At 34.8% G+C, this 12,435-nt stretch carries 9 protein-coding genes, 2 tRNA genes, 1 rRNA gene and 4 pseudogenes; all 16 read left to right on the top strand.

The genetic code is table 11. The annotated features are described in order from the left end of the window. Window positions 1–26: 26 nt before the first annotated feature. The 16 genes and pseudogenes from ABLV90_RS14070 (at window position 27) to ABLV90_RS13995 (ending at window position 12,342) form a co-directional block, all read left to right on the top strand. Window positions 27–1,533, top strand: a pseudogene (locus ABLV90_RS14070) (PH domain-containing protein). Continuing rightward, window positions 1,526–1,765: a hypothetical protein gene (locus ABLV90_RS14065; RefSeq protein ID WP_460872797.1), complete on the top strand. Its 240-nt coding sequence runs from the start codon at window positions 1,526–1,528 to the stop codon at window positions 1,763–1,765. Before ABLV90_RS14070 ends, ABLV90_RS14065 begins: the two are co-directional and overlap by 8 nt. Beyond that, window positions 1,743–2,066 (top strand): PH domain-containing protein, encoded by a 324-nt coding sequence (locus ABLV90_RS14060; RefSeq protein WP_460872796.1) that lies wholly within the window; start codon window positions 1,743–1,745, stop codon window positions 2,064–2,066. The genes ABLV90_RS14065 and ABLV90_RS14060 overlap by 23 nt, the downstream gene beginning before the upstream one ends. A gap of 31 nt (window positions 2,067–2,097) precedes the next feature. Then, a complete protein-coding gene (acpS, locus tag ABLV90_RS14055) occupies window positions 2,098–2,448 on the top strand; it encodes a holo-ACP synthase (protein ID WP_069817700.1) in 351 nt (116 codons plus the stop codon). Window positions 2,449–2,571: 123 nt separating this feature from the next. Further along, window positions 2,572–3,720: an alanine racemase gene (gene alr / locus ABLV90_RS14050; RefSeq protein WP_427706869.1), complete on the top strand. Its 1,149-nt coding sequence runs from the start codon at window positions 2,572–2,574 to the stop codon at window positions 3,718–3,720. Between the two features lie 87 nt (window positions 3,721–3,807). Beyond that, a complete protein-coding gene (mazE, locus tag ABLV90_RS14045; RefSeq protein ID WP_002507108.1) occupies window positions 3,808–3,978 on the top strand; it encodes a type II toxin-antitoxin system antitoxin MazE in 171 nt (56 codons plus the stop codon). After that, window positions 3,975–4,337 carry a type II toxin-antitoxin system PemK/MazF family toxin gene (locus tag ABLV90_RS14040; protein WP_460872795.1) on the top strand — a complete coding sequence of 121 codons (363 nt, stop codon included), beginning with the start codon at window positions 3,975–3,977 and terminating at the stop codon, window positions 4,335–4,337. Before mazE ends, ABLV90_RS14040 begins: the two co-directional genes overlap by 4 nt. A gap of 358 nt (window positions 4,338–4,695) precedes the next feature. Then, window positions 4,696–5,698 (top strand): annotated as a pseudogene (locus ABLV90_RS14035) (SpoIIE family protein phosphatase). A 79-nt stretch (window positions 5,699–5,777) separates the two neighbouring features. Beyond that, window positions 5,778–6,104 (top strand): anti-sigma factor antagonist, encoded by a 327-nt coding sequence (locus ABLV90_RS14030; RefSeq protein WP_002511417.1) that lies wholly within the window; start codon window positions 5,778–5,780, stop codon window positions 6,102–6,104. 1 nt (window position 6,105) lies between these two features. Continuing rightward, window positions 6,106–6,588, top strand: a complete 483-nt coding sequence (rsbW, locus tag ABLV90_RS14025) for an anti-sigma B factor RsbW (RefSeq protein ID WP_046466108.1) — start codon at window positions 6,106–6,108, stop codon at window positions 6,586–6,588. After that, a pseudogene (gene sigB / locus ABLV90_RS14020) lies at window positions 6,563–7,334 on the top strand (RNA polymerase sigma factor SigB). Before rsbW ends, sigB begins: the two are co-directional and overlap by 26 nt. A 175-nt stretch (window positions 7,335–7,509) precedes the next feature. Next, a complete protein-coding gene (locus ABLV90_RS14015) occupies window positions 7,510–9,660 on the top strand; it encodes a Tex family protein (protein WP_460872794.1) in 2,151 nt (716 codons plus the stop codon). Next, window positions 9,653–10,109 (top strand): annotated as a pseudogene (locus ABLV90_RS14010) (SprT family protein). The gene ABLV90_RS14015 and the pseudogene ABLV90_RS14010 overlap by 8 nt, the downstream one beginning before the upstream one ends. A gap of 356 nt (window positions 10,110–10,465) precedes the next feature. Continuing rightward, window positions 10,466–10,551, top strand: a tRNA-Leu gene (locus tag ABLV90_RS14005). A 23-nt stretch (window positions 10,552–10,574) separates the two neighbouring features. Continuing rightward, window positions 10,575–10,648: transfer RNA gene (locus ABLV90_RS14000), tRNA-Gly, on the top strand. Between the two features lie 141 nt (window positions 10,649–10,789). Beyond that, a 16S ribosomal RNA gene (locus ABLV90_RS13995) occupies window positions 10,790–12,342 on the top strand. Window positions 12,343–12,435: the final 93 nt, after the last annotated feature.

Genomic DNA, 12,435 nt, shown 5'->3' with positions numbered 1-12,435 from the left:
CAACTACTTGAGAGGAGCTGATTTTGATGTATAATCCTCAAAAATTACATCCTATTTCTTATTTAACGGGTGTTATTGAAGCTATAAAGCAAAATATCTTTTTGATTATTATTTTTTTAGTCTTTAATATTCAGGATTTTGATTTTACAAATATAACTTCATACATATTCCCGGCTATCGTTTTTGCCTTCTTTTTATTTTCATTTGTAGCACAAGTATTAAAAGTTTATAACACGACATATTGGATTGAAAATGATCATTTTATTTTAGCAACTGGTATCTTTACTAAAGAAAGAAAAGAACTTAACATACGTCGTATACAAACATTAGATACATCACAAGGCATTATAAATCAAATCGTAGGTGGCGTGAAATTACAAATCAAAACACCGAGTGATGGTATTGATTTGGACACTGTTTCTAAAAAACAAAGTGAATTAATACAACTTACAATTAAAGCAAAACAGCAAGAATTAACTAGTCAAAATGAAGAACTGGATTTAACTAGAATTCCTGAACAAGAGGACAATGAAGATATTTCGAAGCAACAATCGCAACCTGTGCGCTTATATAAACTTAATTTTAAAGAATTATTGTTTATGGCATTAACGAGTGGGGCGATAGGCGTGGCGTTTGCGAGCAATTTCACCGATAATTGGTGCCTTTTCAGAAGTAATACCATGGGAATGGATCACTGGTGAATTTGCGCGGATTTCTCAAGCAATTTTTGTGATTGTGTTAATAATGGTTGCGACTATTGTTGTCGCAAGTTATATATTGGGTACATTGATTGTAATTATAAAAAACTATAATTACACTGTGACACAAAATGATAATCAATTAAATATCCGATATGGTTTATTTAATGTTAAAAGCATCACAGTGCCAACTGATAGAGTCCAAGCTGTAGTCGAAAAACAATCTTTCTTAAGAAAACTATTCGGTTTTACGTCTATACATTTTGTGATTACGAGCGATATGAATGGTAATGATAAAGACGATATTTCATTAGATGGAAATGTTATGATCTTACCTTTTATTAAACGTAAAAAAGCATTCGAAATCATTAAATCACTTATTCCTAGTATGGCGTTTGAAAATGCGGAACAGGGCATGCCTTGGAGAGGTTTCCATAGGTATTTTTGGCAAGAAACAGTCATATTGCTAGTGATTGCAACTATCGTTAATCATTTCTGGTCACCATGGTCATTTGTTATCGCGACAGTTATTATTTTACTGCTAATTATCCATAGCCTTATAGTTATTAAATCATCTGGATTAAAAGTACGAAATGATGAACTTGTAGTACGTAATGTAACTACATTTGGATTCAAAAACACGTATTTCAAGCATGGAAAAATACTAGGTATGGAAATTAAACGAAATCCATTTTTAATTAATAGTGATTTAGGTCATTTTAATTTTATCATTGCAAAAGCTGCGGGAAATGAAGCTGTGGGTTTGAAATTTAATAATTACAAAGAAGTTGAAACACTTCAAAATTGGTATTTGAGAGGTGAGCATCATGAATGAATATAATTATATGGATAGATCTGGAAAAACAGTCATGCGCCTCTCGGCATATATCATGACGACGATATTTGTATTAATTTTAGCAACGATATATATTGTTAATACAATGTGGTTGGAATGGCTTAATTCCAATACGATGATATGGGTCTTAATTATTGGTGTGATTATTATCGTAATTCAATTGTCTGCTGGGTGCTATTTTAATTCCAATGTACCAATATCAAATCTTTAGATACAAACTAGATGAAAATGAAATCATTGTAAGAAATGGTTTGTGGTTTGTTTCAGTAATCAAAATTCCGTTATTCAGAATTCAAAATGTCGATACACACGAAGGTATTTTAATGCGCAAATATAAATTAGCAAGTTTAACGTTGTCGACAGCAGGTGGAAATACTGAGATTAAACTTATCGACAAAGATATAGCGGCTACATTAAAGTACAAAATAAAGAATGTTAATAAAACAATTGAAGTAACAGAAAATGAAGCTTCAGATATTGAGTATTCTAAAGATAATAGTGATTTAAAATAAATTACAGGCTTTATATGATTGGGGGAGACTTATGATACACGGTATAGGTGTAGATTTAATAGAGATAACAAGAATAAAAAAACTTTATAGCAGACAAGATAAATTGCTAGAACGTATATTAACTATCAATGAACTACAAAAGTTTAATTGTTTCAAAAATGAACAACGTAAAATGGAATTTCTTGCGGGTAGATTTGCTTGTAAAGAGGCTTTTAGTAAAGCACTAGGTACGGGTCTAGGTAAAACAGTAGCATTTAATGATATTGACTGTTTTAACGATGAAAATGGTAAGCCTTGTATTACCTATGAAGGCTTTAAAGTGCATGTAAGTATTACACATACGGAACATTATGCTATGAGCCAAGTTATTTTAGAAGTTTAATTTATTGAATTTTTTCTATATTCCAGTATGTTTAATTTGGTTATCCTATCATCATTGTTATAAAATTGATTTATTGTAGAAAACTAGCGAAAGCTATTTATTGAAATAGGAGGTACATACTTAATGTCTGATAAGTATTATAGATCGACGTACTTGAATGTAGATTTAAATGCTATTGTTTCAAATTTTCAAGTATTTCAAACATTACACCCAAATAAAACAGTTATGCCGGTAGTTAAGGCGAATGGTTATGGTCTTGGTAGCATTAAAATAGCACGTCAATTAATGGAAAATGGAGCTGAGTTTTTCGCAGTTGCAACACTGGATGAAGCAATTGAACTTCGTATGCATGGAATCAATGCAAAAATACTTGTACTTGGAGTTATTCCAACATATAACATAAACAAAGCAATTCAACATCGTGTAGCAATTACGGTGCCATCTAAAGCATGGCTCGCTGAAGCTATTGAAGAAATTCCAACTGATAATAAAAAAGATTTATGGCTTCATGCTAAATTAGATACTGGCATGGGCAGGTTAGGAATAAAAAATGTAGATGAGTACAAAGAAGTCATTGAATTAATTCAATCACATGAGCATTTAGTTTTTGAGGGCGTGTTTACACATTTTGCATGTGCTGATGAGCCGGGTGATTCGATGAATAAACAACAAGCATATTTTGAAGAAATTGTTGAACAGGTAGAAAAGCCTAATTACATACATTCTCAAAATTCTGCAGGTGCATTGATGAAAGACAGTCAGTTTTGTAATACAGTCAGAATAGGCATATCATTATATGGTTATTATCCTTCAGAGTACGTTAAATCAAATGTGAAGGTACACTTAAAACCAAGTGCACAATGGATTAGTGAAGTCGTGCAAACTAAAGTATTACAAACTGGAGAATCTGTGAGCTATGGAAGTATATATACAGCGAAAGAACCTACAAAAATCGGAATTATCCCAGTAGGTTATGCAGATGGTTATCCGAGAATGATGACAGGATTTAGTGTAAACGTGAATGGACACCAATGCGAAGTAATTGGAAAAGTATGTATGGATCAAACAATAATTAAAATTCCTGAAGAAGTTAATGCAGGTGATAAAGTCATTTTAATGGATCACCATAGTGACAGTCCACAATCAGCAGAAGCTATGGGGCGACAGCAACAGACTATTAATTATGAAGTATTGTGTAGACTAAATAGAAGGCTTCCTCGAATTTATCATGGGACGCAAGACCTAGAAATTCGCAATGAATTACTAAAATAGTATAGTCACTTAATGTAAAATTTGTTATTATGAGTCTAACAACGAATCTCAATATATTCTATTTTAGTAACATGGAGGTCTTTATTCATGGCAAGTTTTAATCAAAGCAGAAACCATAGTATTGAACAACTATTAAAAGAAGGCTATTCTCAAATGGCCGATTTAAATCTCTCCCTTGCGGCAGAAGCATTTCCATTTGAATGTGAAGCTTGTGATTGCAATGAAGTTTACCTCAGCTCTAAGAATAACAATGAATGATGAGAAGAGGAGACGTTTATTTAGCTGATTTATCACCAGTTCAAGGGTCTGAACAAGGGGGAATAAGACCTGTCGTTATCATACAGAATGATACTGGAAATAAATATAGTCCTACCGTAATTGTAGTCGCAATTACTGGTAGGATTAATAAAGCTAAAATACCTACACATGTAGAAATAGAAAAAAGTAAGTATAAGCTTGATAAAGATTCTGTAATACTGCTTGAGCAGATTAGAACTTTAGATAAAAATAGGCTGAAAGAAAAATTAACATACCTTTCTGAAAGTAAAATGAAAGAAGTTAATGTTGCTATTGATATAAGCTTAGGATTACATAATGTTAGAAATAGTAAATCCTGATTTTCAAAGGTTTAAAAAACAGTTAATAAAATAGTGAATTATATATCGATTCCCTATAACATGTAATTACCACTTAATTAGCAATATTATTGTTATTGGAAAATTAAGGATTTTAGTTTTGTGGTTTAATACCTTTGAGTGGGATGTTTTAAGTTGAAAAGCTTTAGGTTATCCTAAAGCTTTTTTAGGTATTTGGAGCGAGTTTATCATTTATAGCAAGTAACACATACAAACACGTAAAAAATTTGAATAAGCGCGTTCATTATAAAAGATATTTTTACTTACATACATAGTACATTTAAACATGTTATAACCGATGTATGCGGTTTATATTTGTATTTTTAGGAGGAATTACTACATGGAAGAATTCAAAAATCAATATAAAGCGCTAATTGACGAAAGTTTGCACACTATAGATGCTACTGATTTTATGAAAAAGTGTGAAAGCTTTACAGATGAAGTGATAAAAAGAGATTTATTACCAGAAGATATAGTTGAAGTTCATAGAGATTATGTCAGAGTGCTAAATTTAAATGAAACTCAAATTTTAGAAACTTTTAATGTGCTTAAAGAAGTAGTCAGAGGGTTTGGGTATAGTTATAGAGATTATCAACAATTAGTAAATCGTCTACAATATCACGATAAAGAGATTGATTTAGCCTCTCGTTTGCGGCAAACAATGCTTAAAACGGATATTCCTCAATTTGATAGCATACAAATCGGTGTTATATCAGTAGCGGCGCAAAAAGTAAGTGGTGACTATTTTAACTTAATAGACCATAAAGATGGCACGATGAGTTTCGCAGTGGCAGACGTTATAGGTAAAGGTATACCAACTGCACTTGCAATGAGTATGATAAAATTTGGCATGGACTCTTATGGTCATTCTCAACTTCCGAGTGATGGCTTAAAGCGCCTCAACCGAGTAGTAGAGAAAAACGTCAATCAGAATATGTTTGTAACGATGTTTTATGGACTATATGAAGAGTTAAATCATTTATTATATTGTAGCTCTGCTCGGGCACGAACCAGGATATGTATATAGAGCAGAAACTGAAGAATTTGAAGAAATCAGCGTTAGAGGTAGAGTGTTAGGTGTCAGCGAGCAAACGAGATATAAGCAACAAGAAATCCCAGTATTTTTAGATGACCTAGTTATTATATTTACAGATGGAGTCACAGAAGTTAGAAATGAAGCGGGCGATTTCTTAGATAAAAACCATCTTTTAACGATGATTCACAAGTATAAGCACATGCATCCACAAGATATCGTTCAACTTTTATATGAAGCGATTTTGAAAATACAAAACCCTGACAAGAGAGATGATTTAACGATTCTAATTATAAAAAGAGTTAATTAGTTTTATCATAGTTAAGGTTAAGTTATTTGATTTAAGGGTATGGAAGTTATTATGAGACTATAATTAGGAGTGTAATGTTATGAATCTTAATATCGAAACGGTAACACATGATACTCATTACGAGGTTAAAGTTGGCGGAGAACTAGACGTTTATACTGTTCCAGAACTAGAAGAAGTTTTAGTGCCGATGAGACAAGAAGGAACTCATGATTTACATGTAAATTTAGAAAACGTGAGTTACATGGATTCAACGGGATTAGGCGTATTTGTTGGTACACTAAAAGCGTTAAACCAACATGATAAAGAATTATATATATTAGGTGTTTCAGATCGAATAAGTCGACTATTTGATATAACAGGATTAAAAGATTTGATGCATGTTAATGAAGGAACGGAGGTCGAATAACATGCAACTTAAACAAGATTATATAGAAATGCGTTTACCAGCATCTGCAGAATACGTGAGTTTAATACGTTTAACACTGTCAGGCGTTTTTTCACGTGCGGGCGCTTCATATGACGACATAGAAGATGCGAAGATTGCAGTGAGCGAAGCAGTAACGAATGCAGTAAAACATGCATATAAAGACAACCCAGAAGATGTGGGTATGATTAATCTATGCTTTGAAATTTTCGATGATAAAATCAAGATTGTAATTTCAGATCAAGGTGAAAGTTTTGATTATGAAGAGACAAAAGCACAATTAGGGCCATATAAAGAAAACGAAAACATAGATTTCCTAAGAGAAGGCGGTCTTGGTCTGTTTTTAATTGAATCTTTAATGGATGAAGTTACAGTCGATAAACAATCAGGCGTAACAATCAGTATGATAAAGTATATTAAAAAAGAGCAGGTGCGAAATAATGGCGAAAGAGTCGAAATCAGTTAATGATGTATCACCTGAACAAATTAACCAATGGATAACGCAAGCATCAAAATGACGAAAACAAAGATGCTCAAGATAAACTCGTAAGACATTATAGAAAGTTAATCGAATCATTGGCATATAAATATTCAAAAGGTCAATCTCATCATGAAGACCTCGTTCAGGTTGGTATGGTTGGTTTGATTGGTGCAATAAACCGATTTGACTTATCCTTTGATAGAAAGTTTGAAGCCTTTTTAGTACCAACGGTCATTGGTGAGATTAAGCGTTATTTACGTGATAAAACATGGAGCGTCCATGTACCAAGAAGAATCAAAGAGATTGGACCTCGTATTAAAAAAGTAACTGATGAATTAACAAATGAGTTAGAACGTTCTCCTTCTATTGCAGAAATAGCGGATCGACTTGAAGTAAATGAAGAAGATGTGTTAGAAGCAATGGAAATGGGTCAAAGTTATAACGCATTAAGTGTTGACCATTCGATTGAAGCAGACAAAGATGGTTCTACAGTTACTTTATTAGATATTATGGGTCAGCAAGATGACAATTATGATTTAACTGAAAAACGTATGATATTGGAAAGAATTTTACCAATATTAAATGAAAGAGAAAGACAAATTATTCAATGTACATTTATTGAAGGTTTAAGCCAAAAAGAAACTGGAGAAAGAATTGGTTTAAGCCAAATGCATGTTTCAAGATTGCAAAGAACAGCAATCAAGAAATTGCAAGAAGCCGCTAATCAATGATTGAATAAAATATAAGGCGACGTTCCTATAAATTAGGGAGCTGTCTTATTTTAATTTATATACGAGTTGCTATCACTTTAATAAAGCATGACGTTTTGAACAGTGGTTACTATTAAATATGTTAAAATGTTAAAGAAAGTAAAATAAAAAGAGAAATAAATGAGCGGAGGATTCTATGGATAGTAATCTAATACAATCTATAAGAGAGAAATACAATTTCACAACAAAACAAATTAATTCAGTGTTATCACTCCTAGAGGATAAAAACACGGTACCTTTTATAGCTCGCTATAGAAAAGAGCAAACAGGTGGATTAGATGAAGTAGAAATTAAACAAATAGATGATGAATATCAATATATGGTTAACCTTCAAAAAAGAAAAGAAGAAGTTATACATAATGTAGAAGAACAAGGTTTATTAACAGCAGACTTAAAAAGTGATATTTTAAAACAAACAAAACTCCAACGTGTTGAAGATTTATATAGACCATTCAAACAAAAAAAGAAAACGAGAGCTACGGAAGCTAAGAGAAAAGGCTTAGAACCATTTGCAAAATGGCTGAAACAATCTAACTTAGACACAACAATCGAAAATAAAGCGCAACAATTTTTAAACGAAGAAGTAGAAACTATTGAAGTCGCTGTAAAAGGTGCGCAAGATATTATTGCAGAATTAGTTTCGGATGCGCCTAAATATAGAACTAAAATTCTTAAAGATACATTTCAACATGGCAATATCATTACACAAAAGAAAAAGAATGCTGAAGACGAAAAAGAAACATTTTCTATGTATTATGATTACAGCGAACCAGTGAAAAAAATTGCTAATCATAGAGTCTTAGCTGTGAACCGTGGAGAAAAAGAAAAAGTATTATCAGTAAAATTAGAAATGGATACACAAGGCATTGAAAACTTCATTCGCAAAAATGAAATAACTACAAATCATGAAGGTAATTATATAATTGAAGATGCCATTAAAGATAGTTTGAAAAGATTAATAATGCCTTCTATCGAAAGAGAAATAAGAGGGGACTTAACAGAAAAAGCTGAAAACCATGCTATCGATGTCTTTAGTGAAAATTTAAGAAATTTATTGTTACAACCACCAATGAAAGGTAAACAAATACTTGGGGTGGATCCAGCATTTAGAACAGGGTGCAAACTTGCAGTTATTAACCCGTTCGGTACATTTGTTGCAAAAGGCGTGATGTATCCGCACCCTCCAATTAATAAAAAAGCAGATGCTGAAAAAATATTCGTTAAATTTGTTAAAGATTATGACGTAGAACTTATCGCAATAGGCAATGGGACAGCTAGTCGTGAAACTGAACAATTTGTAGCATCTATGATCCAAGAACATCATTTGAAGGTGCAATTTATTATTGTGAATGAAGCGGGCGCATCAGTATATTCTGCATCAGAAGTCGCTAGAACAGAATTCCCGGATTTCCAAGTTGAAGAACGTAGTGCAGTTTCAATTGGTAGAAGAGTGCAAGATCCATTGAGTGAACTTGTTAAAATCGATCCTAAATCAATAGGTGTAGGTCAATATCAGCATGATGTTAATCAAAAAGCACTTGAAGCGGCGTTAACATTTGTGGTTGAAACAGCAGTGAACCAAGTAGGTGTGGATGTTAATACAGCTTCACGCTCACTACTCCAATATGTTTCTGGTTTATCACCAACGATTGCACAAAACATAATCAACTATCGTGAAGAAAACGGAGCAATCAAACATAACAAAGATATTGCAAAAGTTAAGCGTTTAGGTGCTAAAACATTTGAACAAAGTATCGGTTTTTTAAGAATTGTCGATGGTAGTGAACCATTAGATAATACTTCAATTCACCCTGAAAGCTACAGAGCAACGTATCAATTATTAAATGAAATCAATATGAAAGCTGAAGATCTTGGCACAGAAAATTTAAAATCAGCATTAAATCACTTAAGTATAGAGGAAATGGCTGAAAAATTGAATATAGGTCAACCAACATTAGAAGATATTATAAAATCGTTGATTGCCCCAAATAGAGATCCGCGTGATGAATTTGAAACACCTATTCTAAAATCAGACGTTTTATCAATCGAAGATTTATCAAAAAATATGAAGCTAAGCGGTACAGTTAGAAACGTTGTAGACTTTGGTGCCTTTGTAGACATTGGAGTCAAACAAGATGGGCTTGTACATGTTTCAAAACTATCTAAGAAGTTTGTGAAGAATCCAATGGATATTGTTAGTGTTGGAGATATTGTAGATGTTTGGATACTTGATATCGATGATAAAAAAGGTAAGGTATCATTAACTATGATTGATCCACATGGATAATGAAACGCTCCAAAGGTTAACAGAGACGATATCTGAATCATACTTTAAGCGTTCATTTAAACATAAAGCTTATTTTAATAAACGCTTAAAAACAACTGGCGGTCGCTACTTATTAAAATCTCATAATATTGAAGTTAATGATAAGCAGTACACTAAATTTGGTGAAAAAGCAGTTGAAGATATTATTAAGCATGAATTGTGTCATTATCATTTACATATACTAGGAAAGGGATACCGAGCATAAGGATAAGGACTTTAAAGCGTTGAGTAAGTTAACAGGCGCTCCAAGATTTTGTTCAGCTGTAGAAAAATATGAAGATCGTGCGAAGTATATGTATAAATGTAATACATGCGGTGCCCAATTTCCGAGAATAAGAAAAGTAAACACGAAAAAAATGATGTGTGGACATTGTAAAGGTAAATTGATTGAACATGATATAGTGCAATAATAGGAGTTATTATAAAAGGGCGAGCTAAAACGATTGATTTTAGCTCGTTTTTTTATTTTGAAGTAAAATATAAGTAGAATTTAAGTGAAAAAGACTTATTCAGGTGATTTTTAATGTGTATTTTAACATCAATAGTTAAATCCAACTTATAACTAGATCATTTTACTCATTTTTGTTTGTTTTTTCTGTTGACGATGAGTCGATTATATTATACGATAATAAACGTTGCGAAATTAATAGGTAATTGAGTTAAGTAAGTATTAACTTTATTAAATTAACTTTAAAAACGTGTTGACAAGACATTAAAAGTATATTACAATATATAATGTTAACTTAACAAACAAACCGTTTTGCGAGCGGCCGTGGCGGAACGGCAGACGCGCTAGGTTGAGGGCCTAGTGGGAGAAATCCCGTGGAGGTTCAAATCCTCTTGGCCGCACCAAAAATATTACATATTATTAATATGCGGGTGTAGTTTAATGGTAAAACCTCAGCCTTCCAAGCTGATGTTGTGGGTTCGATTCCCATCACCCGCTCCAATAGAAACATTAATGAACATTGAAAACTGAATTGCAATATGTCAACGTTAATTCCGAACGCAACATTAAATTGTTGGTTCAAACGTGTTAGAGATAACACACAAATTAGTATTTTATGAGCTAATCAAACATCATAATTCATTTATGGAGAGTTTGATCCTGGCTCAGGATGAACGCCGGCGGCGTGCCTAATACATGCAAGTCGAGCGAACGGATAAGGAGCTTGCTCCTTTGAAGTTAGCGGCGGACGGGTGAGTAACACGTGGGTAACCTACCTATAAGACTGGAATAACTTCGGGAAACCGGAGCTAATGCCGGATAACATTTGGAACCGCATGGTTCTAAAGTAAAAGATGGTTTTGCTATCACTTATAGATGGACCCGCGCCGTATTAGCTAGTTGGTAAGGTAACGGCTTACCAAGGCAACGATACGTAGCCGACCTGAGAGGGTGATCGGCCACACTGGAACTGAGACACGGTCCAGACTCCTACGGGAGGCGGCAGTAGGGAATCTTCCGCAATGGACGAAAGTCTGACGGAGCAACGCCGCGTGAGTGATGAAGGTTTTCGGATCGTAAAACTCTGTTATTAGGGAAGAACAAATGTGTAAGTAACTGTGCACATCTTGACGGTACCTAATCAGAAAGCCACGGCTAACTACGTGCCGGCAGCCGCGGTAATACGTAGGTGGCAAGCGTTATCCGGAATTATTGGGCGTAAAGCGCGCGTAGGCGGTTTCTTAAGTCTGATGTGAAAGCCCACGGCTCAACCGTGGAGGGTCATTGGAAACTGGGAAACTTGAGTACAGAAGAGGAAAGTGGAATTCCATGTGTAGCGGTGAAATGCGCAGAGATATGGAGGAACACCAGTGGCGAAGGCGACTTTCTGGTCTGTAACTGACGCTGATGTGCGAAAGCGTGGGGATCAAACAGGATTAGATACCCTGGTAGTCCACGCCGTAAACGATGAGTGCTAAGTGTTAGGGGGTTTCCGCCCCTTAGTGCTGCGGCTAACGCATTAAGCACTCCGCCTGGGGAGTACGACCGCAAGGTTGAAACTCAAAGGAATTGACGGGGACCCGCACAAGCGGTGGAGCATGTGGTTTAATTCGAAGCAACGCGAAGAACCTTACCAAATCTTGACATCCTTTGAAAACTCTAGAGATAGAGCCTTCCCCTTCGGGGGACAAAGTGACAGGTGGTGCATGGTTGTCGTCAGCTCGTGTCGTGAGATGTTGGGTTAAGTCCCGCAACGAGCGCAACCCTTAAACTTAGTTGCCGGCATTTAGTTGGGCACTCTAGGTTGACTGCCGGTGACAAACCGGAGGAAGGTGGGGATGACGTCAAATCATCATGCCCCTTATGATTTGGGCTACACACGTGCTACAATGGACAATACAAAGGGCAGCTAAACCGCGAGGTCATGCAAATCCCATAAAGTTGTTCTCAGTTCGGATTGTAGTCTGCAACTCGACTACATGAAGCCGGAATCGCTAGTAATCGTAGATCAGCATGCTACGGTGAATACGTTCCCGGGTCTTGTACACACCGCCCGTCACACCACGAGAGTTTGTAACACCCGAAGCCGGTGGAGTAACCATTTATGGAGCTAGCCGTCGAAGGTGGGACAAATGATTGGGGTGAAGTCGTAACAAGGTAGCCGTATCGGAAGGTGCGGTCGGATCACCTCCTTTCTAAGGATATATTCGGAACATCTTCCTTGAGAAGATGAAGAGGAATGACATTGACATATTGCATTCAGTTTTGAATGCTCATTACGAGTATTC

The sequence above is a fragment of the Staphylococcus sp. 2S1 genome (genome assembly GCF_046721335.1).
GTDB lineage: Bacteria > Bacillota > Bacilli > Staphylococcales > Staphylococcaceae > Staphylococcus > Staphylococcus equorum_A.
Note: the sequence above shows the minus strand (reverse complement) of the source record. Positions and strands in the feature narration are given on the sequence as shown.